The following is a 24,510-nucleotide window of genomic DNA, read 5'->3' as shown; positions in this document are numbered from 1 at the left end:
GACATGCTGATCCCCCGTAGGGTCAAGCACCGCAAGCAGCACCACCCCGGCCGCAGCGGCATGTCCAAGGGCGGAACGCAGGTTGCGTTCGGCGAGTACGGCATCCAAGCGGTGACCCCGGCGTATGTGACGAACCGCCAGATCGAGGCGGCTCGTATCGCCATGACCCGCCACATCAAGCGTGGTGGCAAGGTCTGGATCAACATCTACCCGGACCGCCCGCTGACGAAGAAGCCGGCCGAGACCCGCATGGGTTCCGGTAAGGGTTCTCCGGAGTGGTGGATCGCCAACGTCAAGCCCGGACGCGTCATGTTCGAGCTGTCGTACCCCAACGAGAAGATCGCCCGTGAGGCGCTGACCCGTGCGGCCCACAAGCTGCCGATGAAGTGCCGGATCGTCAAGCGCGAGGCAGGTGAAGCGTGATGTCGGCCGGTACCAAGGCGTCCGAGCTGCGCGAACTGGGTGACGAGGAGCTTCTCGCGAAGCTCCGCGAAGCCAAGGAAGAGCTGTTCAACCTCCGCTTCCAGGCGGCGACCGGACAGCTCGAGAACCACGGTCGGCTGAAGGCCGTCCGCAAGGACATCGCGCGGATCTACACCCTGATGCGCGAGCGCGAGCTGGGCATCGAAACGGTGGAGAACGCCTGATGAGCGAGAACAACGTGACTGAGACGAACACTGAGGCTCGGGGCTTCCGCAAGAGCCGTGAGGGCATCGTCGTCAGCGACAAGATGGACAAGACCGTCGTCGTCGCCGTCGAGGACCGCAAGAAGCACGCGCTGTACGGCAAGGTCATCCGCAGCACGAGCAAGCTCAAGGCCCACGACGAGCAGAACGCCGCCGGCGTCGGCGACCGCGTCCTCCTGATGGAGACCCGGCCGCTGTCCGCGACGAAGCACTGGCGCATCGTCGAGATCCTCGAGAAGGCCAAGTAGGTAATTCCCGCAAGGGAATTCCAAAAAGTACGTTCCTGCGGGGCACCCCTCGCAGGACAGTTCCGCCAGGCTCCAACGGGGCTACCGCGCTCGACTGAGTTCGACTGAAAGCGCGTCAGCCCCGTTGGGGAACCGGCAGACATTCAGGAGATAGACGTGATCCAGCAGGAGTCGCGACTGCGCGTCGCCGACAACACGGGGGCGAAGGAAATCCTTTGCATCCGTGTGCTCGGTGGCTCCGGTCGCCGCTACGCGGGCATCGGTGACGTCATCGTCGCCACCGTCAAGGACGCGATCCCCGGCGGCAACGTGAAGAAGGGTGACGTCATCAAGGCGGTCATCGTTCGCACCGTCAAGGAGCGCCGCCGTCCGGACGGCTCGTACATCCGCTTCGACGAGAACGCCGCCGTCATTCTGAAGAACGACGGCGACCCCCGTGGCACCCGTATCTTCGGCCCGGTCGGCCGAGAGCTGCGCGAGAAGAAGTTCATGAAGATCATCTCCCTCGCGCCGGAGGTGCTGTGAGCATGAAGATCAAGAAGGGTGACCTGGTCCAGGTCGTCACCGGCAAGGACAAGGGCAAGCAGGGCAAGGTCATCGCCGCTTACCCGCGCGAGGAGCGCGTCCTGGTCGAGGGCGTCAACCGGGTCAAGAAGCACACCAAGGCCGCCCCGACCGCCGGCGGTTCGCAGGCCGGCGGGATCGTGACCACCGAGGCCCCCGTCCACGTGAGCAACGTTCAGCTCGTCGTGGAGAAGGACGGCAAGAAGGTCGTGACCCGCGTCGGCTACCGCTTCGACGACGAAGGCAACAAGATCCGCGTTGCCAAGCGGACGGGTGAGGACATCTGATGGCTACCACCACCACTCCGCGTCTGAAGACGAAGTACCGCGAGGAGATCGCGGGCAAGCTGCGTGAGGAGTTCTCCTACGAGAACGTCATGCAGGTTCCCGGCCTCGTCAAGATCGTGGTCAACATGGGTGTGGGCGACGCCGCCCGCGACTCCAAGCTGATCGAGGGCGCCGTGCGCGACCTCACCACGATCACCGGTCAGAAGCCGGCCGTCACCAAGGCCCGCAAGTCCATCGCGCAGTTCAAGCTGCGTGAGGGACAGCCGATCGGTGCCCACGTCACGCTCCGTGGCGACCGCATGTGGGAGTTCCTGGACCGCACCCTGTCGCTCGCGCTGCCGCGCATCCGCGACTTCCGCGGTCTGTCCCCCAAGCAGTTCGACGGCCGTGGCAACTACACCTTCGGTCTCACCGAGCAGGTCATGTTCCACGAGATCGACCAGGACAAGATCGACCGTGTCCGGGGTATGGACATCACCGTGGTCACCACGGCGACCAACGACGCAGAGGGCCGTGCCCTTCTCCGTCACCTCGGCTTCCCGTTCAAGGAGGCGTGAGCGAGATGGCGAAGAAGGCTCTCATCGCGAAGGCTGCTCGCAAGCCCAAGTTCGGAGTGCGCGGCTACACCCGCTGCCAGCGCTGCGGTCGTCCGCACTCCGTGTACCGCAAGTTCGGCCTGTGCCGCGTGTGCCTTCGTGAGATGGCTCACCGTGGCGAGCTGCCGGGCGTGACCAAGAGTTCCTGGTAATCCGGTAGTTCCGGACTCCCAGGGCTCTCGGTAAGCAACGGGAATCGGCGGGAGGCCCGCTCCACATGGCTTAGGCTTGTGGGGTTGGGCACCTGCCGTGCCCCGAAGCACGCGGGCGACAACCCGCTCATGTTTGCTTACTACGCCGTAGGTCCACCGCGCCGCACCCGTCCCGTCTCGGATCGGGGAGAGGGATGGCGCACCAGGAAACCACGGCGAGAGAGGCCGAAGGCCAATTCATGACCATGACTGATCCGATCGCAGACATGCTGACGCGTCTGCGGAACGCGAACTCGGCGTACCACGACTCCGTGACGATGCCGGCGTCCAAGATCAAGTCTCACATCGCGGAGATCCTCCAGCAGGAGGGCTTCATCACGGGCTGGAAGACCGAGGACGCCGAGGTCGGCAAGAACCTCGTCCTCGAGCTGAAGTTCGGCCCGAACCGTGAGCGCTCCATCGCGGGCATCAAGCGGATCTCCAAGCCCGGTCTCCGGGTGTACGCGAAGTCCACCTCCCTGCCGAAGGTGCTGGGCGGCCTCGGCGTGGCGATCATCTCCACGTCGCACGGGCTCCTCACCGACAAGCAGGCCGGCAAGAAGGGCGTGGGTGGGGAAGTCCTCGCCTACGTCTGGTAGCGGAAGGGAACGGAGGAAACAGCTATGTCGCGCATCGGCAAGCTCCCCATCGCGGTTCCCGCCGGCGTGGACGTCACCATCGACGGCCGTACGGTCGCGGTCAAGGGCCCGAAGGGCTCGCTGACCCACACCGTGGCGGCGCCGATCGAGGTCGCCAGGGGTGAGGACGGCGTGCTCAGCGTCACCCGCCCCAACGACGAGCGTCAGAACAAGGCCCTGCACGGCCTGTCCCGCACGCTGGTGGCGAACATGATCACCGGCGTGACCCAGGGTTACGTGAAGAAGCTCGAGATCAGCGGTGTCGGTTACCGCGTGCTCGCCAAGGGTTCGAACCTGGAGTTCTCCCTCGGCTACAGCCACCCGATCCTGATCGAGGCCCCCGAGGGCATCACCTTCAAGGTGGAGTCCCCGACCCGTTTCTCGGTCGAGGGCATCGACAAGCAGAAGGTCGGCGAGGTTGCGGCGAACATCCGCAAGCTGCGCAAGCCCGACCCGTACAAGGCCAAGGGCGTCAAGTACGAGGGCGAAGTCATCCGGCGCAAGGTCGGAAAGGCGGGTAAGTAAGCCATGGCATACGGGCAGAAGATCCTCAAGGGCGACGCCTACAAGCGTGCCGCGATCAAGCGTCGTCACCTTCGGATCCGCAAGAAGGTCGCCGGTACCGCCGAGCGTCCTCGCCTGGTCGTGACCCGCTCCAACCGCCACATCGTGGCGCAGGTGATCGACGACCTGAAGGGCCACACCGTGGCGTCGGCGTCCACCTTGGACGCGTCGATCCGCGGCGGCGAGGCCGACAAGTCCGCACAGGCCAAGCAGGTCGGGGCCCTGGTCGCCGAGCGTGCCAAGGCCGCCGGTGTCGAGGCCGTGGTGTTCGACCGTGGTGGCAACCAGTACGCGGGGCGCATCGCCGCCCTGGCGGACGCCGCCCGCGAAGCCGGGCTCAAGTTCTGAGCCTGCCGTAGCTAGCGGAAACAGAGAGAGGTAATTCCAATGGCTGGACCCCAGCGCCGCGGTGGCGGTGCCGGTGGCGGCGAGCGGCGGGACCGGAAGGGCCGTGACGGCGGCGCAGCTGCCGCCGACAAGACCGCATACGTTGAGCGCGTCGTCGCGATCAACCGTGTCGCCAAGGTTGTGAAGGGTGGTCGTCGCTTCAGCTTCACCGCGCTGGTCGTGGTGGGCGACGGTGACGGCACCGTGGGTGTCGGATACGGCAAGGCCAAGGAGGTGCCGGCCGCCATCGCCAAGGGCGTTGAGGAGGCCAAGAAGCACTTCTTCAAGGTCCCCCGCATCCAGGGCACCATCCCGCACCCGATCCAGGGTGAGAAGGCTGCCGGTGTCGTGCTGCTCAAGCCGGCTGCCCCGGGTACCGGTGTTATCGCCGGTGGTCCGGTGCGTGCCGTGCTCGAGTGCGCCGGTATCCACGACATCCTGTCGAAGTCGCTCGGCTCCGACAACGCGATCAACATCGTGCACGCGACCGTGGCGGCCCTCAAGGGCCTGCAGCGTCCCGAGGAGGTCGCGGCCCGCCGCGGTCTGCCGCTCGAGGACGTCGCCCCCGCGGCTCTCCTCCGTGCACGTGCCGGGGCGGGTGCGTAATCATGGCGCAGCTCAGGATTACGCAGGTCAAGTCCTACATCGGCAGCAAGCAGAACCACCGTGACACCCTGCGTTCGCTTGGCCTGAAGAAGGTCAACGACGTGGTCGTCAAGGAGGACCGCCCCGAGTTCCGCGGAATGGTGCACACCGTCCGCCACCTCGTGACGGTCGAGGAGGTCGACTGATCATGGCGGAGCAGAACCCGCTCAAGATCCACAACCTCCGTCCCGCCCCGGGCGCCAAGACCGCCAAGACCCGTGTGGGTCGTGGTGAGGCGTCCAAGGGTAAGACGGCCGGTCGTGGTACGAAGGGCACCAAGGCCCGTTACCAGGTTCCGGAGAACTTCGAGGGTGGCCAGATGCCGCTCCACATGCGTCTCCCGAAGCTGAAGGGCTTCAAGAACCCGTTCAAGACCGAGTTCCAGGTCGTGAACCTCGACAAGCTGGCCGCGCTCTACCCCGAGGGTGGCGAGGTCACCGTCGAGGGTCTGGTGGCCAAGGGGGCCGTTCGCAAGAACAGCCTCGTCAAGGTCCTCGGCCAGGGCGAGATCTCCGTGGCGCTGCAGGTGACGGTCGACGCCGTCTCCGGCTCCGCCAAGGAGAAGATCACCGCCGCCGGCGGTACCGTCACCGAGCTCGTCTGAATCACTCAGGCGTGCCGATGACCTGAACGATCCCGACCGGGGATACCCCACATTTGGGGTATCCCCGGTTGGTCGTTCCAAGGGCGGTGGTCTCGCCGGTAAGGTGGCCTGCACTGCCCACTTTCCTCGGGCGCCCCACTCGGGCACTCCGGAGGGAAGTTGTCCGTTACGTATTCGTCCCTCATCGGAATCTCACGACCATCACCCTTGACGCGGTTGCGCGGGGGTCGCAGGAGGCACCGTGCTCACCGCGTTCGCCCGGGCGTTCAAGACGCCCGACCTGCGCAAGAAACTGCTGTTCACACTCGGCATCATCGTGGTGTACCGGATCGGTACGAACATCCCGATTCCCGGTGTCGACTACCGCAACGTGCAGGCCTGTATCGACGCGGCCCAGGCGAACCAGGGCCTGTTCGGACTGGTCAACATGTTCAGCGGCGGCGCGCTGCTGCAGATCACGATCTTCGCCCTGGGCATCATGCCGTACATCACGGCGAGCATCATTCTGCAGCTGCTGACCGTGGTGATCCCGCGCCTGGAGGCCCTGAAGAAGGAGGGCCAGGCCGGCACCGCCAAGATCACGCAGTACACGCGTTACCTGACGGTGGCGCTCGCCGTCCTGCAGGGCACCGGCCTGGTGGCCACCGCCCGCAGCGGCGCCCTCTTCCAGGGCTGCCCGGTGGGGAACCAGATCGTCCCCGACCAGTCCATGTTCGTGACCATCACCATGGTCATCACCATGACCGCCGGTACGGCCGTCGTGATGTGGCTCGGTGAGCTCATCACCGACCGCGGCATCGGCAACGGCATGTCGATCCTGATGTTCATCTCGATCGCCGCGACCTTCCCCTCCGCCCTGTGGGCCATCAAGGAGCAGGGCGACCTGGCGGACGGCTGGATCGAGTTCGGCACGGTTCTGCTCGTCGGTCTGGTCATGGTCGGCCTGGTCGTCTTCGTCGAGCAGGCCCAGCGCCGGATTCCCGTGCAGTACGCGAAGCGCATGATCGGCCGCCGGTCCTACGGCGGTACGTCCACCTACATTCCCCTCAAGGTGAACCAGGCGGGCGTCATCCCCGTCATCTTCGCCTCGTCGCTGCTCTACATTCCGGCGCTGATCGTCCAGTTCTCCAACTCCACCGCGGGTTGGGCGGTCTGGATCACGAAGAACCTCGCCGACACCGGGGCCACGCCGCACATCATTCTTTACTTCTTCTTGATCGTGTTCTTCGCGTTCTTCTACGTGGCGATCACCTTCAACCCCGAAGAAGTCGCCGACAACATGAAGAAGTATGGTGGCTTCATCCCGGGCATCCGGGCTGGCCGACCGACCGCTGAGTACCTCAGCTACGTACTCAACCGGATCACCTGGCCGGGTTCGCTGTACTTGGGGCTGATCGCTCTCGTGCCGACGATGGCGTTGGCCGGTTTCGGGGCAAACCAGAACTTCCCGTTCGGCGGGACCAGCATCCTGATCATCGTGGGTGTCGGTCTCGAGACGGTGAGGCAGATCGAGAGCCAGCTCCAGCAGCGCAATTACGAAGGGTTCCTCCGCTGATGCGAATCGTCCTCGTCGGGCCGCCCGGTGCTGGCAAAGGCACCCAGGCCACCCGCCTTGCCGAGAAGCTGAGCATCCCCCACATCTCCACGGGCGACCTGTTCCGCGCCAATATCAGTCGGCAGACCGAGCTGGGCAAGCTCGCGAAGTCGTACATGGACGAGGGCAACCTCGTACCGGACGAGGTCACCATCGCCATGGCGAAGGACCGTATGGAGCAGCCCGACGCCGAGGCGGGCTTCCTGCTGGACGGGTTCCCGAGGAACGTCTCCCAGGCGGAGTCGCTCGACGAGCTGCTGGAGTCCGAGGGCATCACGCTGGACGCGGTGCTCGACCTGGAGGCCCCCGAGGCCGAGGTGGTCAAGCGGATCGCCGGGCGGCGGATCTGCCGCAAGGACTCCAGCCACGTCTTCCACGTGACGTACAGCAAGCCGAAGCAGGAGGGCGTCTGCGACGTCTGCGGCGGCGAGCTGTACCAGCGCGACGACGACGCCGAGGAAACGGTGCGCACCCGGCTGGAGGTCTACCACACGCAGACCGAGCCGATCATCGACTACTACCGGGCCCAGGGCCTCGTGGTGACGATCTCGGCGCTGGGTCCGGTCGACGAGGTCACCGGGCGTGCGCTGGAGGCGCTCAACCGCGATCAGTGACGGTGCGCGTCCGGCCGCGGTTCCCTGCGGGGGCCGCGGCCGACGTGTGCGCGGGGGGGGAGGGGCGGACGGCCTCCCCCGTATCGTTGACGGTGTCCGTAACCTCTCCGGTCCAGAAAGGCCGTAGCCCTCATGGTGCAGATCAAGACCCCCGAGCAGATCGCCAAGATGCGTGAGGCGGGGCTGGTGGTCGCTGCCATCCACGCGGCCACGCGTGAGGCGGCCGTGCCCGGGGCCACGACGAGGGATCTGGACCAGGTCGCCCGCAAGGTGCTCGCCGAGCACGACGCCAAGCCGAACTTCCTCGGCTACGGCGGCTTCCCCGCGACGATCTGCACCTCCGTCAACGAGGTCGTCGTCCACGGCATCCCCTCCGACGAGGTCGTCCTCAAGGACGGGGACATCATCTCCATCGACTGCGGCGCCATCATCGACGGCTGGCACGGCGACGCGGCCTACACCGCCTTCGTCGGGTCGGGGCACGCGCCGGAGCTGGTCGAGCTGTCCCGGGTGACCGAGGAGTCGATGTGGGCCGGCGTCGCGGCCATGAAGCAGGGCAACCGGCTGGTCGACGTCTCCCGCGCCATCGAGACCTACATCCGCCGGCAGCCGAAGCCCGGCGGCGGGCGCTACGGGATCATCGAGGACTACGGCGGCCACGGCATCGGCACCGAGATGCACATGGACCCGCATCTGCTGAACTACGTCGACCGCCGCCGGGGCAAGGGGCCCAAGCTGGTCCCGGGCTTCTGCCTCGCCATCGAGCCGATGGTCTCGCTGGGCACCGCGAAGACGCAGGTGCTGGAGGACGACTGGACCGTCATCACCACGGACGGCACCTGGTCCTCGCACTGGGAGCACTCGGTCGCACTGACGGAGGCGGGGCCGCTGGTGCTGACGGCGCCGGACGGGGGGAAGGCGAAGCTCGCCGAGTACGGGGTGACGGCGGCTCCGGACCCGCTCGCCTGACGGAGGGCTTCGCCGCGACCGCCGGTCGGAGGCCGGCGCAGCCGCTCGAAGCCTGTGAGGCGCCCCGGACGCCGAGCCCGCGAGAGGGGCGGCGGGGCCGCTGGTGCTGACGGCGCCGGACGGGGGGAAGGCGAAGCTCGCCGAGTACGGGGTGACGGCGGCGCCCGATCAGCTGGTGCGAGCCCGGGGCTCGGCGGAAGCCCGCGGGTTAAGGATCTCGAGGGTGGGGCAGACTTTCTCGATTCGTCTTTCGGGGTGCCCTGACGTAGACTGACTCGTCGGCTCTTGTGCATCCGCATGCCTGCATGTGATCACGGTGCGCAGCGGAGTCGATCAAGGTAGTCGATTCGAAGGGCGAAGCGTGGCCAAGAAGCAAGGTGCCATCGAGATCGAGGGCACTGTCGTCGAGTCTCTTCCGAACGCCATGTTCAGGGTCGAGCTCCAGAACGGCCACCAGGTCCTGGCACACATCAGCGGCAAGATGCGTATGCACTACATCCGCATCCTCCCTGACGACCGGGTCGTGGTGGAGCTCTCTCCGTATGACCTGACCCGGGGCCGGATCGTCTACCGGTACAAGTGAGCAAGTAGATCTTGCCCCCTCCCCTTGTGGTGCGGGGGCACTGAGCCCGGAGAACTTCACATCCCATGAAGGTCAAGCCGAGCGTCAAGAAGATCTGCGACAAGTGCAGGGTGATCCGCCGTCACGGCCGGGTCATGGTTATCTGCGACAACCCGCGCCACAAGCAGCGCCAGGGCTGACCCGCACGATCCACCCTCTGCGACTTTCCCGCAGAACTTCGCGCGACGCGAGCAACATGTTCATACGCAGAGCCCGAGCCGCACGGCTCGACACCCCCGGTCTCGGAGGCTGGGGACCCGGTTCGTACCAAATCGCCGCAACAGGCGAGGACGGCGGCCGGGGGACGGCTCTGCGGAAGACCTCCGACAACTAACTGGAGCCATTGAATGGCACGCGTTTCCGGTGTTGACATCCCGCGCGAAAAGCGCGTGGAGATCGCCCTCACCTACGTGTTCGGCATCGGCCGAACCCTTTCGCAGCAGACGCTGGCCGCCACCGGCATCGACCCGAACACCCGCGTTCGCGACCTCTCCGAGGAGCAGCTCGTCGCGATCCGCGAGTTCGTCGACAACAACATCAAGACTGAGGGTGACCTCCGTCGCGAGATCCAGGCCGACATCCGCCGCAAGGTCGAGATCGGCACCTACCAGGGTCTGCGTCACCGTCGCGGTCTGCCCGTCCGCGGTCAGCGCACCAGCACCAACGCGCGTACCCGCAAGGGCCCGCGTCGCGCCATCGCCGGTAAGAAGAAGCCGGGCAAGAAGTAGTCCGCAGCGGACACCTGTCCACGGTCTTCGCTGTAGGACCGACCACCTCCCGTAGGAGTTTGTAGATGCCCCCCAAGGGTCGTCAGGGCGCTGCCAAGAAGGTGCGCCGCAAGGAAAAGAAGAACGTCGCTCACGGCCACGCGCACATCAAGAGCACGTTCAACAACACGATCGTGTCCATCACGGACCCGACCGGCAACGTGATCTCCTGGGCCTCCGCCGGCCACGTCGGCTTCAAGGGCTCCCGGAAGTCCACGCCGTTCGCCGCGCAGATGGCCGCCGAGTCGGCTGCCCGTCGCGCGCAGGAGCACGGCATGCGCAAGGTCGACGTGTTCGTCAAGGGCCCGGGTTCCGGTCGTGAGACCGCCATCCGTTCGCTCCAGGCGACCGGTCTCGAGGTCGGCTCCATCCAGGACGTCACCCCGACCCCGCACAACGGCTGCCGCCCGCCGAAGCGCCGCCGCGTCTGAGTCGCCGGTTCGGTCGGTCGGCCTCCTGCTGGGGGTGCGGGGGTCGTCCCCCGCACTGTCGCAGCACGGCTGCCGCCCGCCGAAGCGCCGCCGCGTCTGAGTCGCGTCGCCGCGTCCGAGCCGTCGGTTCGGTCGTAGTGGTTTTTTCGGGCGGTACGCTCCGTGTTCGGACCGTACCGCCCGTACCCTTGCAGTACCCGCACCTTTCACCGGGTGCGGTTTCCGTCGGGCGTCAAATAGCGGGCGTCCACGAGAGAAGGATTTGATCCACACATGCTGATCGCTCAGCGTCCTTCGTTGACCGAAGAGGTCGTCGACGAGTTCCGCTCCCGGTTCGTGATCGAGCCGCTGGAGCCGGGCTTCGGCTACACCCTCGGCAACTCCCTCCGCCGCACCCTCCTGTCGTCGATTCCCGGTGCCGCTGTCACCAGCATCCGCATCGACGGCGTCCTGCACGAGTTCACCACCGTGCCGGGCGTCAAGGAGGACGTCACCGACCTGATCCTCAACATCAAGCAGCTGGTCGTGTCCTCCGAGCACGACGAGCCCGTGGTGATGTACCTGCGCAAGCAGGGCCCGGGCCAGGTCACCGCCGCCGACATCGCGCCCCCGGCCGGTGTCGAGGTGCACAACCCCGACCTCGTCCTCGCCACGCTCAACGGCAAGGGCAAGCTGGAGATGGAGCTGACCGTCGAGCGCGGCCGCGGCTATGTCTCCGCCGTGCAGAACAAGCAGGTGGGCCAGGAGATCGGCCGTATCCCGGTCGACTCCATCTACAGCCCCGTGCTGAAGGTCACGTACAAGGTCGAGGCGACCCGTGTCGAGCAGCGCACCGACTTCGACAAGCTGATCGTCGACGTCGAGACCAAGCAGGCCATGCGTCCGCGTGACGCCATGGCGTCGGCCGGCAAGACCCTGGTCGAGCTGTTCGGTCTGGCCCGTGAGCTGAACATCGACGCCGAGGGCATCGACATGGGTCCGTCCCCGACGGACGCCGCTCTCGCCGCCGATCTGGCGCTGCCGATCGAGGAGCTGGAGCTCACCGTCCGGTCGTACAACTGCCTCAAGCGTGAGGGCATCCACTCCGTGGGTGAGCTGGTCGCGCGCTCCGAGGCGGACCTCCTCGACATCCGCAACTTCGGTGCGAAGTCGATCGACGAGGTCAAGGCGAAGCTGGCGGGGATGGGCCTTGCGCTCAAGGACAGCCCGCCCGGATTCGACCCCACCGCCGCCGCGGACGCCTTCGGCGCGGACGACGACGCGGATGCCGGGTTCGTGGAGACCGAGCAGTACTGAGCTCGGGCTCGACGGTTCGTTTTTGGCTGCGGGCCCACTGTGGCTGGTCGCGCCCACGCGACGGAGTCGCATATCGACACCTCCCCGCGCCCCTTCGGGGCGCGGGGTCTCCGACAGGCGACCGCCTGCTCGGATACTGACTTCGGTACCTGATACGGCCGGGGCAGACACCTAGGAGATACACCATGCCGAAGCCCGCCAAGGGTGCCCGTATGGGCGGCAGCGCCTCGCACGAGAAGCTGATGCTCGCGAACCTCGCGAAGTCGCTCTTCGAGCACGGGCGCATCACCACCACCGAGGCGAAGGCGCGCAGGCTGCGCCCGTACGCCGAGCGTCTGGTCACCAAGGCGAAGAAGGGCGACCTTCACAACCGCCGTCAGGTGCTCCAGGTGATCACGGACAAGAGCATCGTCCACACGCTCTTCACCGAGATCGGCCCGCGGTACGAGAACCGTCCCGGTGGCTACACCCGTATCACCAAGATCGGTAACCGCCGTGGCGACAACGCGCCCATGGCCGTCATCGAGCTGGTCGAGGCCCTGACGGTCGCGCAGCAGGCGACGGGCGAGGCCGAGGCCGCGACCAAGCGCGCGGTCAAGGAAGACGCCCTCAAGAAGGACGAGGCCGCCGAGGCCCCGGCCGAGGACGCCAAGGCCGACCTGACCAAGGACGAGGCCGCCGAGGCCCCGGCCGAGGACGCCAAGGACGCCTGAGGCAGCGCTGCTTCACGTTGAGCGGGTCCGCCCTTGTGGGGGCGGGCCCGCTTTCGCGTGCCTGAGAGGATCTGTACGTGAGTGACGAAATAGAGCCCGGACACGTTCGTATCCGTCTCGATCTCTCCTACGACGGGACCGAGTTCTCCGGCTGGGCCAAGCAGGCCGGGGGCAGGCGGACCGTGCAGGGGGAGATCGAGGACGCCCTGCGGACCGTCACGCGGTCCGGGGAGACGACGTACGAGCTGACCGTGGCCGGCCGGACCGACGCCGGGGTGCACGCGCGCGGCCAGGTGGCCCATGTCGACCTGCCGGTCGAACTGTGGGCGGAGCACCGGGAGAAGCTGCTCAAGCGGCTCGCCGGACGGCTCCCGCGCGATGTGCGGATCTGGTCCCTCAGCGAGGCCCCCGTGGGCTTCGACGCCCGGTTCTCCGCGGTCTGGCGGCGCTACGCGTACCGCGTCACCGACCACCCCGGCGGGGTGGACCCGTTGCTGCGCGGCCATGTGCTGTGGCACGACTGGCCCCTTGACGTCGACGCCATGAACGAGGCCGCCCGGCGGTTGCTGGGGGAGCACGACTTCGCCGCGTACTGCAAGCGGCGGGAGGGCGCCACGACCATCCGTACGCTCCAGGAGCTGAGCCTGCTGCGCGACGCGGACGGGGTGATCACGGCGACGGTCCGGGCCGACGCCTTCTGCCACAACATGGTGCGCTCGCTGATCGGGGCGCTGCTGTTCGTCGGCGACGGGCACCGCGAGCCCGACTGGCCGGGCAAGGTGCTGGCGGCGGGCGTAAGGGACTCGGCGGTGCATGTCGTACGTCCGCACGGGCTGACCCTGGAGGAGGTCGGCTACCCGGCCGACGACCTCCTGGCCGCCCGCAACAAGGAGGCCCGCAACAAGCGGTCGCTGCCGGCGACGGTGCGGTGCTGCTGACCCGCACCGCACCCGCCTCGCCGCTCAGCGATCTGCTCCTTCCTCCGCCCAGGTCGTGAGCAGGCCCGACAGGGCGGCCACGACCCCCGCGGCGTCCGGGCCGTCACCGCGGCCGTCCGGGGCCAGTTCCAGGTGCAGGAAGGTCGCGTGGTGCTGCTGCGCCGCCCTGCCCTGGACGTTGGTGGCGCCCTCCAGGGGGCAGCGGGCCGACCAGCCCCGGCAGACCCGCAGTCCGTCCGCCTCCAGCCGGTCGGCCAGGACGGAGGCCTCGCCGGGTGCGCTCTGCGCGGCGCCGCCGGAGAGGACGGCGTCGTAGCGCTTCGCGGAGGACTCGGCGAAGCCGTGCAGCTGGATGCCGGGCACCCCGCGCTTCTGCAGTTCCACGACGATCAGGTGGAAGGCGCTGTCCTCGCGGTGGGCCACATCGGCGTCGCCGTCGCCCGCCCGGCGGTGGGCGCCGGCCAGGATCAGCGCGCCACCCGGGTTGTCCTCCAGCAGCCGTAGGCCGAGCGCCTCGGTCTTTCGGTCGGAGACGGGGTGCGGCACCTGGGCGTTCCAGCGGACGGTGGAGTCCGCGTTCAGGTACAGGCGCCCCCAGCCCGTGCTCGGGCCCTTGCCCGAGGCCGCGACCTCGTCGTAGCGGCGGCCGGTCGCGGTGTCGGTGAGGCGGGTCACGCGCAGGCCGATCGGGGCGAGGATCTCGTCCGCCTCGCGTGCGTCCCGGTCGAGGAGCCGTCCGATGCCGCGGGCGAGCCGGTCGCGCTGGTCGGCGTCGGGGGGCGTGTAGGGGCCGTCGCGTTCGATGGCCTCCGTGTAGGTGAGGACACGGCCGCGAAGGTCCACCAGTTCCCGGGATGTCGGAACAGTTTCCTCAGATTTCAGCTCCGGGTCAGCTTGGCAACCCGTCAACGACAGAAAAAGGAGCAACAGGGCGAGAATCGAAGAGAAACGTGACTGTCTCGTAATGGATATTGGCGTGATGGCCGTGTGGACCGTGTGAACATGACCGAGTGACACAGCGTAAGTCTCTCCCTAAGGTTCGGGTGGCCGCCACCCTGATCGCGCTGACCGGCCTGCTGGCCTCGTGCGGCACGGCCGACGGCTCCGTGGAGCCGCAGGCCAAGCCGGGGGGACGTTCCTTCACCGTCGCGGCCACGGGTGACGTGCTCATCCACCCCGAGCTGGTCGATCAGGCCGCCAAGGACGCCAAGGAGACCGGTGAGGGAGAGAAGGGGCTGGACTTCGGGCCGCTGCTCGCCGGGGTGAAGCCTGTCATCAGTGAGGCGGATCTGGCCATCTGCCACATGGAGACACCCGTGGGCAAGCCGGAGGGCCCCTTCGAGGGGTACCCGGAGTTCCTGGTCCCGCCGCAGGTCCTGACATCGCTGAAGGACGTGGGCTACGACACCTGCTCGACGGCCTCCAACCACACGTTCGACCACGGGCTGGACGGAGTGCGGCGCACGCTGGACGTCATGGACGAGGTGGGCCTCGGGCACGCCGGATCGGCGCGGTCGGCCAAGGAGGCGGAGCGGATCAACATCCGCGACGTCGAGGGCGTCAAGGTCGCGCACCTCTCCTACTCCTGGGAGTCGTTCGTCCACCCGGTTCCCGAGAAGCAGCGCTGGGCGTTCAAGGGGACCGACCTGGCGGAGATCAAGAAGGAAGAGGCCCGGGCCCGGGAGCAGGGCGCCGAGGTGGTGCTCCTCTCGATCCACTGGGGTGCGGAGCACTACAACGAGCCGGGTATCGCGCAACTGCGGCTGGCGGAAAGTCTCGCCGAGGACACCGGGATCGACCTCGTCATCGGCCATCACGCCCACGTCGTCCAGCCGATCCAGAAGGTGAACGGCACCTGGGTCGCCTACAGCCTCGGCAACCATGTGGCCCGGCACTCCTCGCCGACCGGACTGACCGAGGAAGGTGCCATCGGCTGGTTCGAGTTCCAGGAGACCACCGAGGGCTGGGACGTCACCGCGCGCTACCGCACCACGCTGGTGGACATTCCGCCCAAGGTGGAGGACGAGGAAGAGGTGCCCGAGGGCGCGGTGCGGGACCTCCGGCTGGTGGACGCCCAGCAGATGCTCGACGAGCCGAAAGACCTGTCCGAGGAGCGGCTCGCCCGCTACCGGCTGGCGATCGACCGGACCCGGGGCTTCCTCTACAACCGGGGCGCCCCCGGCGGCGACGGCCTGGAGCAGCTTTCGCTGGAGAAGTGACAGGACCCACACCCGAAGTCCGAGCCGGGGATACAACCATGTCGGCGTTTATCAGTCTATTCAGTGACGACGTCGCACGGCCGAGGTAGTGGTGCCCCGGCGTACGCCCGGCACTCGCGTCAAGACCAAGGAAGACCACCGGTGACATCGAGCCATGTCGCGCCGCCCTCAGCGCAAAGACAGCGCCGCAGTCGCAGACGGGCGGACATGCCCCTGCTCGGCGGCATCCGCCCGCCGATCGCGGTGCTGTGCGTACTGATCCTCGCCCTGGCCGGGCTGACCGCCAAGGTGCTCGGTCCCGGCGGCGACCCCGTCGTACCCAAGGCGGTGCTCTCCTCCCAGCAGCACTTCGCCGAGGACGGGGCGATCGCCCTGCGCGCCTCGATCGACGAGCGGGTCACGGACCTGCGGCGCACCGCCACCGCGCTGAACGCCGGGAAGCCGGCCGAGCCGGAGGACGTCCTGTCCGACCTGGGCAGGACGTACCAGAAGTGGACCGGCACCACGGTGGTGGACCTGGAGAGCGGGGACGTGCTCGCCGCGCGGGGCGAACGCATCCCGCTCGCCTGGCTGGACAAGGAGGTCCTCACCGGAAAGACCGCCCTCGTCCCGCGCATGGTGCGGCTGGAGACCGGTGACGTCCGGCTGATGACCATGGTGGTCCTCGACTGGAAGGACCGTCCGCAGCAGCTGCTGATCGCCTCCAACAGCCTGTCCGTGCCACCCATCACACTGGGCCCGTTCCGCACCATGGCGGTCGTGGCCAAGGACGGTGAGGTGCTGGCGACAGCCGGATTCGAGCAGTCGGAGGCACTGAACTCCGACAAGCAGCGCGAGGAACTCGATTTCCTCCAGAAGCAGATGTCCGGCCTGTCCGGCCAAGCCGCCGAGCGGGCGGAGCAGCACCCCGTCACCGCCAAGGAGCCCGGTTCCCGCGGCTACCCCGGCGTCAGCGGGACCCTGGTGGGCGACGACTACAACGGTCGCGTCGCCACCGCCGGCTATGCCTCCCTGGCCTCCTCCGACCCCGAGGAGAAGGACAGCGTCGCGGCGGGCCTCGGACTCACCGTCGTGGCCATGCTGCCCGTGGTCGCCGAGCAGAGCGCCGGCGCGGCGGACCGGGAACTGTACGGGCTGATCGCGGCCGGTGCCCTGGTGGTGCTCGGGCTGCTGGCCGCCGCGGTGCTGTGGACGCGGGTGCAGCGTCCGCTGCTGCGTCTGTTCCTGGAGTCCCGCAGGCTTGCCCGGGGTGACCTGACCCGTCCCGTCGGCACCTTCCGCGGCGGCGAGGCCGCTCGTATCGGCTCCGCCCTGGAACGGCTCCGGGGCCAGCTCGGCGGTCCGGGCGGCCCCGGTGACCCCGGTGGGGCGAGCGGCGGGAAGCCGGGCGGCCGGCTCCGGTTCGGCATCCGGGCGCAGCTCGTGGTGACCGCGGTGCTGCTGCTCCTGTGGTGCCTGCCGGTCGGCCTGCTGCTGAACCGCACCGACGACTCGGTCAGCGTGCCCGCGACCATGGTCAACGACCAGCGTGACCGTACCGACCTGGTGTCCGACCGGGTCCGCCGGGCGCTGAACGAGGCCCAGGCGGACCTGGTCTCCACCTCCCGCCTCGTCGACGTGGCCGACCGGGACGCCACCGAGAACGTGCTCAAGGACGCCCTGCGCAAGCACACCCGGTACGCGGCGCTGTACGTCGTCGACGCCAGGGGCGAGGTCGTCGCCCGCGCCGGTGGCGACCCGCACGACTGGAGCGACGACAAGAAGCTGCCCCTGGTCAGGGTGTCCGGGGAGGGCGGCAAGAAGCCGGTGCTCCAGGCCGGCGCCCCCGTGCCCGAGGAGAAGGGCGTCACCCTGGTGGGTGAGGTGCGGATCGAGTTCCTGAACTCACTGCTGAAACGTCCCGGCCTCGGTGAGGTCCGTGTGGTGGACCCCAAGGGCCGCACCCTCGCCGCCAGCAACGGCTTCCTCGCCTTCGAGGACCTGCCCCGCGAGGCCCTGACCGACCTGGTCCGGGCGGGCAGCGTGCAGGTCGGCGCCGGACCCGTCGAGAACGGGCTGCTCATCCGTGACGGCGGCAACGTCACCGTCGCCGCCGCGGCTCCCTTCTCCGGTGGCGGTGTCGCCGCCGACGTCGGCTGGACCGTGGTCAGCTGGCAGAACGCCGACCGCTTCCAGATCACCGCGTACGAGCGGGAGGACCGCAGTGTGCTCGCCGGCCTGCTCGGTCTCGCCGCGATCGTGGTCTGCCTGGGCTGGGTGCACCTGGTGGTCGCCCGGCCGCTGCGGAACCTCGCCGCCAGCGCCGAGGAGCTGGCCGACGGCGACCTGAAGTCGGTGCTCTACCCCACGTACCACGACGAGGTGGGAGCGGTCGTCCGCAGCCTCGAACTGATCCGTCAGCAGCTCCAGGCCCGCAGACAGAACCAGTCCCGCCGCCCCGCCGAACCCCGGCCGACCGAGCCCCGACCCGGTGAACCCCGGCTCGGCGCCGGAGGAAGGTGACCCGCCGTGCTCTACCTCTACTCCGCCCTGCTGGTCTGCTGCGTGCTCCTGCTCGTCGCGGGCATCGTCGAGCAGCGCCGGCACTACGCCGCCCTGCACTCCATACCGTCCCGGGTGCTCGTCAACGGCATCCGGGGCAAGTCCTCCATCACCCGGCTGTGCGCCGGCGCCCTGCGCGGCGGTGACCTGACCACGGTCGCCAAGACGACCGGCACGGCCGCCCGCTTCATCCACCCGGACGCGACCGAGGAGCCGGTCTACCGCAAGTTCGGCATCGCCAACGTGGTGGAGCAGATCGGTATCGTCCGCCGGGCCGCCGCGTACCGGCCCGACGCGCTCGTCATCGAGTGCATGGCGGTCATGCCGGCCCTGCAGGAGGTCAACCAGAGCAAGCTGATCCGTTCGACGATCGGCGTGCTGTGCAACGTACGTGAGGACCACCTCGCCGAGATGGGCCCCACGCTCGACGACGTGGCCCGCTCGCTGTGCCGTTCCATGCCCCAGGACGGCATCTGCGTCACCGCCGAGAAGGATCGTTTCGACATCCTTCAGGAGGAGGCCGACGCCCGGAACTGCAAGCTGATCTACGCGGACCCCGAGACGGTGACCGACGAGGAGCTGCGCGGCTTCAGCTGGTTCACGTTCAAGGAGAACGTCGCGATCGCCCTGGTCGTGGCCGAGCTGCTCGGCGTGGAACGCGAGGTCGCCCTGCAGGGCATGTACGACGCCCCGCCGGACCCCGGTGTGCTCTCCGTCGAGCGGTACGTGACCGAGGAGGGCAAGCGGCTCGCCTTCGCCAACGTCTTCGCGGCCAACGACCCTGAGTCGACGCTGATGAACATCAACCAGCTGCTCGACCTCGGCGCGATCAGCCGTCCGCTGAACGTCGTCATCAACTGCCGCCCGGACCGCGTGGAGCGCAACGGGCAGATGGGCGAGATCGTCCCCGACCTCCAGCCGGACAACGTCTTCGTCATCGGGCACCCCGCCAAGAGCGCCATCGACGCCATCCCCGCCGAGTGGCGGGACCGCGCGGTGGACCTGGGCGGCGACCGCCGGGACGCGCACGAGTTCATGCCGGAACTGCTCGGCCGCATGTCCGACGGCTCCTCCCTCGTCGCCATCGGCAACATCCACGGCCAGGGTGAGGAACTCCTGGAGTACCTGGCCGAACTCCCGGCGGACGAGACGCCCGACGCGGAGCAGCCGGCCGCCGCGGAGCGGAGGCCGGACCCGGCCGCCGCCGTTCCCGCGCAGCAGGCGCCCCGCCTGGACCCGTTCGCCGCCTACCCGACGGCGTACGAGGAGCGCTACCAGGCCTCCCAGACCCAGGAGATCCCTGTCATCCGCCGCAACCTCCTCGCCCAGCAGGCGGCGCTCCAGGAGCAGCAGGGCCGGCAGGCCCAGCAGGGCCGGCACGAGCAACACGCCCAGCACGCCCAGCAGGGCCAGGGTGGCCAGTACGAGCAGCACACCCAGCACGCCCAGCAGGGCCAGGGTGGCCAGTACGAGCAGCACACCCAGCACGCCCAGCAGGGCCAGGGTGGCCAGTACGAGCAGCACGCCCAGCACGCCCAGGGTGGCCAGTACGAGCAGCAGGGCTGGTTCGCGCAGCGGCCCGTACAGGGTGTTCCGCAGCAGGGTCAGCGCGCTCCGCAGCACGGGCAGTACCAGGAGCACGTACCCGAGCAGGGACACCGGCCGTACTACGACGGGCCCGACGGCGGGCCCTGGCACCCGACCGACGAGGACAGCGGTGGACCGCCCCCGCGCCGCTGACCTCCCGCGGGCCGACCGCCCTCCTTCCTTCCGCACACCTGCCCGGAGACCCCGTTGATCACCGCCGCCCTGACCCCCGAGATGGCCGCCCTGGGCATCGCCATAGGCCTGTTCTTCTCACTGCTGTGCTACCTCACCACCAACCTGTCGCCCGGCGGCATGATCACCCCGGGCTGGCTGGCGCTCACCCTCATCGAGGACCTGCAGCGCGCGGCGATGGTGGTGGGTGTGACCGCCCTGACCTACGCGGGCACCAAGGTGATGCAGCGGCTGGTGATCCTCTACGGCAAGCGGCTGTTCGCCGCGGTGGTGCTGCTGGGCGTGCTGCTCCAGGCCACCGTGATGATCGTGCTCTCGCTCGAGTTCCCGCTGCTGTACGGCAACCAGACCCTCGGGTTCATCGTGCCCGGTCTGATCGCCTACCAGATGGTGCGCCAGCCCAAGGGACCCACTCTGCTGGCCACGGGCACCGTCTCGCTCATGGCCTACATCGTCATCGCCGCCGGCCTGTTGCTCGGCGTCATGCCCACTGTCTGACAACAACCGAGGAGCATTTCGATGGCTGGGAAAGGGAAGAAGAAGACGCGCCACATCGTCCCCGGGCTGGTGGTGCTCACGCTTGTCGCGGGGTCCGGCTACCTGACCGTGGAGCTGCGCAAGCAGGAGGCGCCCGCGGTCACCGAGGTCCGCAACGTCGGTGTCCTGGACGGCAACCGCGGCTCCGGGAGCGGGTCGGACGACGACAGCAAGGCGACCTGGTCCCGGCTGGAGAACCCGGCGCGCTCGGTGCTGCGCGGTGGTGACGGGCAGATCATGGCGGTCCTCACCGACGGGTCGCGCACCGCGACGCTGACCGGGAAGGCCCGCACCTTCGAGGAGCCGACCTCGACCAAGTCCAAGGTGTCCACCCGGGACTGGGTCCGGCTGCTGCCCGAGGAGTGGAAGAAGGGCGCGGAGAAGGAGCAGTGGTTCAAGGACTGGTACGCCGAGAACAAGGACAGCGAGGAGGACGACCTCTTCGCGTTCGCCTTCCAGTACGTGGCCGGCGCCCCGGACAAGAAGGACGAGCAGGGCACGATCTACGCCGGTGACGCCGACTTCGGCCCGCTGAACACCACCGGCGCGGAGGGCGGCGACCTGCGCCTGGAGCAGTCCGACTTCTACGACTTCCTCGGCATCCAGTACCCCTTCCGGGACGGTGCCGTCGGGACGCCGGAGGCCATGCGGGCCAGGGCCCTGGACTGCTCCGGCTTCATCCGCATGGTGCTCGGCTACCGCGCCCGCTACCCGCTGATGTCCCTGGACAGTGCCTCCGGCGACGGACTGCCGCGTACCGCCAACGGCATGGCCCGCTCCAAGCTGGGCGCCGACGTGCTCCCGCTGACCGGGATCTCCGCGGAGGACCGGCCCGCCAACATCGACCAGCTCCAGCCCGGTGACCTGGTCTTCTTCAAGCTCGACACGCGGACCAAGGAGCGGCTGGACCACGTGGGCATGGTGCTCGGCTACGACACCGAGGGCCACCTGATCTTCGTCTCCAGCCGTGAAGAGGTGAACGGCCCGACCATCGGCGACATCGGCGGTGTCTCCCGGCTGGACGGCAACGGGTACTACGCGAAGACGCTGCGCAGCGCGAAGCGGCTGTGAGACGGCTGTGAGGCAGCCATGAGGCGGGGGGTGCGGGGCCGGTCGGAGACGCGGTCGGCCCCGCGGGTGGTCGTCGCCGTCGAGGGCCTGTCCGGCGGATCAGGTCGCAGGAAGTCGACGGCGCCTCATCGGCGCGGGTGAGCGAAGCCGAGAGTGGGGGAGTCGGCGACCGACGACAACGCCGCTGGGGACCCCTGCTCGAAGAGCTCGGGGGAGGGCGTGCCGGCCCCCGCGTCCGCGGCGTGATCGGCCGGACGGGCCCCGGGGCGCCGTCACTCGTTCGCGGCGGCTGATGCCTGGGCCTCGCCGCGGCGGCGGATCTGGCGGAAGGTGAACTCGGCGAGATCGTTGCCGGTGGTGAAGACGGCCTTGTCCTGCTCCGTCACGTCCTTGGCGGAGGTGAAACCGGACAGGGTGAAGTAGGCGTAGCGGCCGTAGGAGTTGGTGGTCGAGCGGCAGACCGCGCCGTCGCAGAACTCCTTGACGCCGCCGCCCGCGAGGGACTTGATGATGCTCCTCGTGTCGGCCTGCTGCTTGGCCTTGGCGGCCTGGGCCTCGGTGTCGAAGACGGCCACGCCCACCGTCACCGCGACGTCGTCCTTGGTATAGGTGACCCGGAGCAGGCGGCTGCAGCCGTTGTCGGTGAGGACCTTGGGCAGCGTGGCCTTCGCGGCCGAGGCGCAGTCACGGGTGTCGGCCGTCGGGCCCTTCTTGTACACCGTCTCGCCCATGGTGAGCTGCGTGCCCGGGAAGAGGACGTCCGGGGCCAGCGGCGCCCGGTCCTTCTTCACGTTGGAGATGAAGTCCTTCGGGTCCAGCGGCGGCGGGGCGCTCGTCGGGGCGAACGACGGAACCGTGCCGGTCGGGCTCGGCAGGTCGGCGGTCGCCGGCACCTGGGAGGACGGCCCGCCCGCGGCCTGGTCGCCGCCGTTCGCCGAGACGACGGCCACCGCCACGGCCGTGCCTATCGCGACGGTGGCGATCGCGCCGCCGCCGATGAACAGCAGCCGGCGCCGCTTGTGACGTGTCTCGGACGCCTCGGCCAGTGCGGCCCAGTCGGGTGACTGGCTGTCGCCGCCCCCGCTGTTCCAGGGCTGCTGAGACTGCGGTTTCCAGGGATCCCACTGCGAAGGAGGTCCCCCCTGCCCATAACTCATGGGGCGCATCTTAGACGGGGCGCGGGGTGCGCCGGACCGCCCCAACCCCGCGCGCTGGTCCTGGCGTTGCCGCCTTGGCGATGAGCAAAAGCGACATCTCCGGGTGGTTCGGTGCGACCCGTGGACCGTGGCGTGGACGACGCCGTCGTCGTGGAGGCGGGCGAACGGGGGACGCGTGGGGGATGGGCGGGAGGGAGGGGATGGGTGGCGGCGGACGGCTGTAGAGTCGGGGTGGCCCACGCCCGGCGGACTCGTTTTGACCCGTCCGGCCGAGGGCGGGTATTCTGCATGTTTGTTATGTGTATTGGCTTGCTCATTCTCACGTGAGGGGCCCTTACACCGGTCCACCGGGCCGATGACCAGCGACCAGCACGCGGTTTGCGTCACCGCGGTGCGGTCAGGGCTGTCGTGATCGTCTTCGGTGACCATGTCAGGACCACTCACTGAAGAAGCGAAGGCTACGAACCGTGCGTACGTACAGCCCCAAGCCCGGCGATGTGACGCGCCAGTGGCACGTCATCGACGCTCAGGACATCGTCCTGGGTCGTCTGGCCTCCACTGCGGCCTCCATCCTGCGCGGCAAGCACAAGCCGATCTACGCCCCTCACGTCGACACCGGTGACTTCGTCATCATCATCAACGCCGACAAGGTGCACCTCTCCGGCAACAAGCGGACCCAGAAGATGGCGTACCGCCACTCGGGCTACCCGGGCGGTCTGCGCTCCGTCCGCTACGACGAGCTGCTGGAGAAGAACCCCGAGAAGGCCATCGAGAAGGCCGTCAAGGGCATGCTTCCCAAGAACACCCTGGGCCGTCAGATGCTCTCGAAGCTGAAGGTCTACGCAGGCGACCAGCACCCGCACGCTGCCCAGCAGCCGGTGCCGTTCGAGATCACCCAGGTCGCGCAGTAAGTCCGGCCACCCCCTAAGACTGAACAGAATCTGAGGAGCATCGTGGCCGAGACCACTGCCGAGCAGCCGCTCGAAGAGACCGACATCGTCGACATCGACAGCTACACCACCGAGTCCGAGGTGCCCGTCGAGGGCGAGTACACCTCGGAGTCCATGGCCTCCCGCTTCGGCGAGCCGCAGCCGGCCGCCGGCCTGGGCCGTCGCAAGAACGCCATCGCCCGCGTCCGGATCATCCCGGGCTCCGGCAAGTGGAAGATCAACGGTCGCACCCTCGAGGACTACTTCCCGAACAAGGTGCACCAGCAGGAAGTCAACGAGCCCTTCAAGGTGCTCGAGCTCGAGGGTCGCTACGACATCGTCGCCCGCATCTCGGGTGGCGGCGTCTCCGGTCAGGCCGGTGCGCTCCGTCTCGGTGTCGCCCGTGCGCTGAACGAGGCGGACGTCGACAACAACCGCGGCGCGCTCAAGAAGGCCGGCTTCCTGCGCCGCGACGACCGCGCGGTCGAGCGGAAGAAGGCCGGTCTGAAGAAGGCCCGCAAGGCCCCGCAGTACAGCAAGCGCTGATTGCAGCTGCCCCTGCATGTACTCCGAACGCCCCGGCGGCACGCCACAGTGCCGCCGGGGCGTTCGTTTTCTCACTGCGACGGGCGTATAACGACACAGGGCGCTCGAAGGCTAATGTGATCGGATGGTCGGGTAGCGCTTCTCTTGGACCGCAGGTGCGGGAGCCGCCAGGGCAGCGCAACCGCCGAAGGCCTCGCACACCTCGAACACCGCACCGGTGGCGCAACCGTCGAACGCGTCGACCGGTCAGGCCTCTCGGTACAGCTCACAACGCCTCGGCCGACACCACGGCACCGTTTCCGGCACCGTCCCCGGTTCCGCCTTCGGTACCTCTTTCGACATGGCCGTCGACATGGTTTCGACACGGCTTCGATACT

At 68.4% G+C, this 24,510-nt stretch carries 32 protein-coding genes; 30 read left to right on the top strand and 2 right to left on the bottom strand.

The window, feature by feature from the left end; all coding sequences use genetic code 11:
- Positions 1-3 precede the first annotated feature (3 nt).
- The 23 genes from rplP (at position 4) to truA (ending at position 13,354) form a co-directional block, all read left to right on the top strand.
- Entirely contained in the window at positions 4-423 is a 420-nt protein-coding gene (gene rplP, locus AC6F7H_RS10020; RefSeq protein WP_406726006.1) for a 50S ribosomal protein L16, read from the top strand.
- On the top strand, positions 423-647 hold the full coding sequence (gene rpmC, locus AC6F7H_RS10015) for a 50S ribosomal protein L29 (RefSeq protein WP_030831683.1): 225 nt from the start codon (positions 423-425) through the stop codon (positions 645-647). Before rplP ends, rpmC begins: the two co-directional genes overlap by 1 nt.
- The gene (gene rpsQ, locus AC6F7H_RS10010; protein ID WP_202275757.1) at positions 647-934 is read left to right on the top strand and encodes a 30S ribosomal protein S17; all 288 of its coding nucleotides are present in this window, start codon (positions 647-649) and stop codon (positions 932-934) included. The genes rpmC and rpsQ overlap by 1 nt, the downstream gene beginning before the upstream one ends.
- A gap of 156 nt (positions 935-1,090) precedes the next feature.
- Complete coding sequence (rplN, locus tag AC6F7H_RS10005; protein ID WP_003992364.1) at positions 1,091-1,459, top strand: 50S ribosomal protein L14; 369 nt, start codon at positions 1,091-1,093, stop codon at positions 1,457-1,459.
- A 2-nt stretch (positions 1,460-1,461) separates the two neighbouring features.
- Entirely contained in the window at positions 1,462-1,785 is a 324-nt protein-coding gene (gene rplX / locus AC6F7H_RS10000; protein ID WP_109381511.1) for a 50S ribosomal protein L24, read from the top strand.
- Positions 1,785-2,342, top strand: a complete 558-nt coding sequence (gene rplE, locus AC6F7H_RS09995) for a 50S ribosomal protein L5 (RefSeq protein WP_109381510.1) — start codon at positions 1,785-1,787, stop codon at positions 2,340-2,342. The genes rplX and rplE overlap by 1 nt, the downstream gene beginning before the upstream one ends.
- A gap of 5 nt (positions 2,343-2,347) precedes the next feature.
- Complete coding sequence (locus tag AC6F7H_RS09990; protein WP_003948630.1) at positions 2,348-2,533, top strand: type Z 30S ribosomal protein S14; 186 nt, start codon at positions 2,348-2,350, stop codon at positions 2,531-2,533.
- 239 nt (positions 2,534-2,772) lie between these two features.
- Positions 2,773-3,171: a 30S ribosomal protein S8 gene (gene rpsH, locus AC6F7H_RS09985; RefSeq protein WP_055592171.1), complete on the top strand. Its 399-nt coding sequence runs from the start codon at positions 2,773-2,775 to the stop codon at positions 3,169-3,171.
- A 24-nt stretch (positions 3,172-3,195) separates the two neighbouring features.
- Positions 3,196-3,735: a 50S ribosomal protein L6 gene (rplF, locus tag AC6F7H_RS09980; RefSeq protein ID WP_500756624.1), complete on the top strand. Its 540-nt coding sequence runs from the start codon at positions 3,196-3,198 to the stop codon at positions 3,733-3,735.
- 3 nt (positions 3,736-3,738) lie between these two features.
- Entirely contained in the window at positions 3,739-4,122 is a 384-nt protein-coding gene (rplR, locus tag AC6F7H_RS09975) for a 50S ribosomal protein L18 (protein ID WP_109381508.1), read from the top strand.
- Between the two features lie 39 nt (positions 4,123-4,161).
- Positions 4,162-4,767 carry a 30S ribosomal protein S5 gene (gene rpsE / locus AC6F7H_RS09970; RefSeq protein ID WP_500756623.1) on the top strand — a complete coding sequence of 202 codons (606 nt, stop codon included), beginning with the start codon at positions 4,162-4,164 and terminating at the stop codon, positions 4,765-4,767.
- 2 nt (positions 4,768-4,769) lie between these two features.
- Positions 4,770-4,952, top strand: a complete 183-nt coding sequence (rpmD, locus tag AC6F7H_RS09965) for a 50S ribosomal protein L30 (protein WP_109381506.1) — start codon at positions 4,770-4,772, stop codon at positions 4,950-4,952.
- A gap of 2 nt (positions 4,953-4,954) precedes the next feature.
- Positions 4,955-5,410 (top strand): 50S ribosomal protein L15, encoded by a 456-nt coding sequence (rplO, locus tag AC6F7H_RS09960; RefSeq protein WP_109381505.1) that lies wholly within the window; start codon positions 4,955-4,957, stop codon positions 5,408-5,410.
- A gap of 241 nt (positions 5,411-5,651) precedes the next feature.
- Positions 5,652-6,965, top strand: a complete 1,314-nt coding sequence (gene secY, locus AC6F7H_RS09955) for a preprotein translocase subunit SecY (protein WP_500756620.1) — start codon at positions 5,652-5,654, stop codon at positions 6,963-6,965.
- A complete protein-coding gene (locus AC6F7H_RS09950) occupies positions 6,965-7,618 on the top strand; it encodes an adenylate kinase (RefSeq protein ID WP_361449922.1) in 654 nt (217 codons plus the stop codon). The genes secY and AC6F7H_RS09950 overlap by 1 nt, the downstream gene beginning before the upstream one ends.
- 132 nt (positions 7,619-7,750) lie before the next feature.
- Positions 7,751-8,587: a type I methionyl aminopeptidase gene (gene map, locus AC6F7H_RS09945; protein WP_500756618.1), complete on the top strand. Its 837-nt coding sequence runs from the start codon at positions 7,751-7,753 to the stop codon at positions 8,585-8,587.
- A 361-nt stretch (positions 8,588-8,948) separates the two neighbouring features.
- A complete protein-coding gene (gene infA / locus AC6F7H_RS09940; RefSeq protein WP_004927214.1) occupies positions 8,949-9,170 on the top strand; it encodes a translation initiation factor IF-1 in 222 nt (73 codons plus the stop codon).
- A gap of 65 nt (positions 9,171-9,235) precedes the next feature.
- Positions 9,236-9,349 carry a 50S ribosomal protein L36 gene (gene rpmJ, locus AC6F7H_RS09935; RefSeq protein ID WP_003974245.1) on the top strand — a complete coding sequence of 38 codons (114 nt, stop codon included), beginning with the start codon at positions 9,236-9,238 and terminating at the stop codon, positions 9,347-9,349.
- Between the two features lie 207 nt (positions 9,350-9,556).
- Positions 9,557-9,937, top strand: a complete 381-nt coding sequence (rpsM, locus tag AC6F7H_RS09930) for a 30S ribosomal protein S13 (protein ID WP_004927207.1) — start codon at positions 9,557-9,559, stop codon at positions 9,935-9,937.
- A gap of 65 nt (positions 9,938-10,002) precedes the next feature.
- Complete coding sequence (gene rpsK, locus AC6F7H_RS09925; RefSeq protein ID WP_003948617.1) at positions 10,003-10,407, top strand: 30S ribosomal protein S11; 405 nt, start codon at positions 10,003-10,005, stop codon at positions 10,405-10,407.
- Between the two features lie 273 nt (positions 10,408-10,680).
- A complete protein-coding gene (locus AC6F7H_RS09920; RefSeq protein WP_202275769.1) occupies positions 10,681-11,703 on the top strand; it encodes a DNA-directed RNA polymerase subunit alpha in 1,023 nt (340 codons plus the stop codon).
- Between the two features lie 185 nt (positions 11,704-11,888).
- Positions 11,889-12,416, top strand: a complete 528-nt coding sequence (gene rplQ / locus AC6F7H_RS09915) for a 50S ribosomal protein L17 (RefSeq protein WP_109377684.1) — start codon at positions 11,889-11,891, stop codon at positions 12,414-12,416.
- 77 nt (positions 12,417-12,493) lie between these two features.
- Positions 12,494-13,354 (top strand): tRNA pseudouridine(38-40) synthase TruA, encoded by an 861-nt coding sequence (truA, locus tag AC6F7H_RS09910; protein ID WP_500756616.1) that lies wholly within the window; start codon positions 12,494-12,496, stop codon positions 13,352-13,354.
- 24 nt (positions 13,355-13,378) lie between these two features.
- Here the strand turns inward: truA and AC6F7H_RS09905 are convergent, their stop codons facing one another.
- On the bottom strand, positions 13,379-14,197 hold the full coding sequence (locus tag AC6F7H_RS09905; RefSeq protein ID WP_500756615.1) for a hypothetical protein: 819 nt from the start codon (positions 14,195-14,197) through the stop codon (positions 13,379-13,381).
- 200 nt (positions 14,198-14,397) lie between these two features.
- Here AC6F7H_RS09905 and AC6F7H_RS09900 point away from each other — a divergent pair, with 200 nt between their 5' ends.
- The 5 genes from AC6F7H_RS09900 (at position 14,398) to AC6F7H_RS09880 (ending at position 21,501) form a co-directional block, all read left to right on the top strand.
- Positions 14,398-15,573, top strand: coding sequence for a CapA family protein (locus AC6F7H_RS09900; RefSeq protein ID WP_500756614.1), 1,176 nt, complete (start codon positions 14,398-14,400; stop codon positions 15,571-15,573).
- Positions 15,574-15,780: 207 nt separating this feature from the next.
- Positions 15,781-18,075 carry a cache domain-containing protein gene (locus tag AC6F7H_RS09895; protein ID WP_500756612.1) on the top strand — a complete coding sequence of 765 codons (2,295 nt, stop codon included), beginning with the start codon at positions 15,781-15,783 and terminating at the stop codon, positions 18,073-18,075.
- A 6-nt stretch (positions 18,076-18,081) separates the two neighbouring features.
- Entirely contained in the window at positions 18,082-19,854 is a 1,773-nt protein-coding gene (gene pgsB, locus AC6F7H_RS09890) for a poly-gamma-glutamate synthase PgsB (RefSeq protein WP_500756610.1), read from the top strand.
- Positions 19,855-19,908: 54 nt separating this feature from the next.
- Positions 19,909-20,391 carry a poly-gamma-glutamate biosynthesis protein PgsC/CapC gene (locus AC6F7H_RS09885; protein ID WP_109377689.1) on the top strand — a complete coding sequence of 161 codons (483 nt, stop codon included), beginning with the start codon at positions 19,909-19,911 and terminating at the stop codon, positions 20,389-20,391.
- Between the two features lie 21 nt (positions 20,392-20,412).
- On the top strand, positions 20,413-21,501 hold the full coding sequence (locus tag AC6F7H_RS09880) for a C40 family peptidase (RefSeq protein ID WP_500756609.1): 1,089 nt from the start codon (positions 20,413-20,415) through the stop codon (positions 21,499-21,501).
- Positions 21,502-21,773: 272 nt separating this feature from the next.
- Here AC6F7H_RS09880 and AC6F7H_RS09875 read toward each other — a convergent pair whose 3' ends face one another.
- The gene (locus AC6F7H_RS09875; protein ID WP_500756607.1) at positions 21,774-22,658 is read right to left on the bottom strand and encodes a hypothetical protein; all 885 of its coding nucleotides are present in this window, start codon (positions 22,656-22,658) and stop codon (positions 21,774-21,776) included.
- A gap of 467 nt (positions 22,659-23,125) precedes the next feature.
- On the opposite strand from AC6F7H_RS09875, the gene rplM reads away from it, so the two are divergent.
- Complete coding sequence (gene rplM, locus AC6F7H_RS09870) at positions 23,126-23,569, top strand: 50S ribosomal protein L13 (protein ID WP_109377692.1); 444 nt, start codon at positions 23,126-23,128, stop codon at positions 23,567-23,569.
- Between the two features lie 42 nt (positions 23,570-23,611).
- Positions 23,612-24,133 (top strand): 30S ribosomal protein S9, encoded by a 522-nt coding sequence (gene rpsI / locus AC6F7H_RS09865; protein ID WP_500756606.1) that lies wholly within the window; start codon positions 23,612-23,614, stop codon positions 24,131-24,133.
- Positions 24,134-24,510: the final 377 nt, after the last annotated feature.

The sequence above is a fragment of the Streptomyces sp. MMS24-W38 genome (assembly GCF_059889265.1).
This window is presented reverse-complemented; position numbering and strand designations above follow the sequence as displayed.

What these genes read in the sequence shown, in the direction of transcription:
- rplP (WP_406726006.1), top strand. Translation starts at nt 4, where the DNA reads ATGCTGATCCCCCGTAGGGTCAAGCACCGCAAGCAGCACCACCCCGGC.
- rpmC (WP_030831683.1), top strand. Translation starts at nt 423, where the DNA reads ATGTCGGCCGGTACCAAGGCGTCCGAGCTGCGCGAACTGGGTGACGAG.
- rpsQ (WP_202275757.1), top strand. Translation starts at nt 647, where the DNA reads ATGAGCGAGAACAACGTGACTGAGACGAACACTGAGGCTCGGGGCTTC.
- rplX (WP_109381511.1), top strand. Translation starts at nt 1,462, where the DNA reads ATGAAGATCAAGAAGGGTGACCTGGTCCAGGTCGTCACCGGCAAGGAC.
- rplE (WP_109381510.1), top strand. Translation starts at nt 1,785, where the DNA reads ATGGCTACCACCACCACTCCGCGTCTGAAGACGAAGTACCGCGAGGAG.
- AC6F7H_RS09990 (WP_003948630.1), top strand. Translation starts at nt 2,348, where the DNA reads ATGGCGAAGAAGGCTCTCATCGCGAAGGCTGCTCGCAAGCCCAAGTTC.
- rpsH (WP_055592171.1), top strand. Translation starts at nt 2,773, where the DNA reads ATGACCATGACTGATCCGATCGCAGACATGCTGACGCGTCTGCGGAAC.
- rplF (WP_500756624.1), top strand. Translation starts at nt 3,196, where the DNA reads ATGTCGCGCATCGGCAAGCTCCCCATCGCGGTTCCCGCCGGCGTGGAC.
- rplR (WP_109381508.1), top strand. Translation starts at nt 3,739, where the DNA reads ATGGCATACGGGCAGAAGATCCTCAAGGGCGACGCCTACAAGCGTGCC.
- rpsE (WP_500756623.1), top strand. Translation starts at nt 4,162, where the DNA reads ATGGCTGGACCCCAGCGCCGCGGTGGCGGTGCCGGTGGCGGCGAGCGG.
- rpmD (WP_109381506.1), top strand. Translation starts at nt 4,770, where the DNA reads ATGGCGCAGCTCAGGATTACGCAGGTCAAGTCCTACATCGGCAGCAAG.
- rplO (WP_109381505.1), top strand. Translation starts at nt 4,955, where the DNA reads ATGGCGGAGCAGAACCCGCTCAAGATCCACAACCTCCGTCCCGCCCCG.
- AC6F7H_RS09950 (WP_361449922.1), top strand. Translation starts at nt 6,965, where the DNA reads ATGCGAATCGTCCTCGTCGGGCCGCCCGGTGCTGGCAAAGGCACCCAG.
- map (WP_500756618.1), top strand. Translation starts at nt 7,751, where the DNA reads ATGGTGCAGATCAAGACCCCCGAGCAGATCGCCAAGATGCGTGAGGCG.
- rpmJ (WP_003974245.1), top strand. Translation starts at nt 9,236, where the DNA reads ATGAAGGTCAAGCCGAGCGTCAAGAAGATCTGCGACAAGTGCAGGGTG.
- rpsM (WP_004927207.1), top strand. Translation starts at nt 9,557, where the DNA reads ATGGCACGCGTTTCCGGTGTTGACATCCCGCGCGAAAAGCGCGTGGAG.
- rpsK (WP_003948617.1), top strand. Translation starts at nt 10,003, where the DNA reads ATGCCCCCCAAGGGTCGTCAGGGCGCTGCCAAGAAGGTGCGCCGCAAG.
- AC6F7H_RS09920 (WP_202275769.1), top strand. Translation starts at nt 10,681, where the DNA reads ATGCTGATCGCTCAGCGTCCTTCGTTGACCGAAGAGGTCGTCGACGAG.
- rplQ (WP_109377684.1), top strand. Translation starts at nt 11,889, where the DNA reads ATGCCGAAGCCCGCCAAGGGTGCCCGTATGGGCGGCAGCGCCTCGCAC.
- AC6F7H_RS09895 (WP_500756612.1), top strand. Translation starts at nt 15,781, where the DNA reads ATGCCCCTGCTCGGCGGCATCCGCCCGCCGATCGCGGTGCTGTGCGTA.
- AC6F7H_RS09880 (WP_500756609.1), top strand. Translation starts at nt 20,413, where the DNA reads ATGGCTGGGAAAGGGAAGAAGAAGACGCGCCACATCGTCCCCGGGCTG.
- AC6F7H_RS09875 (WP_500756607.1), bottom strand. Translation starts at nt 22,658, where the DNA reads ATGAGTTATGGGCAGGGGGGACCTCCTTCGCAGTGGGATCCCTGGAAA.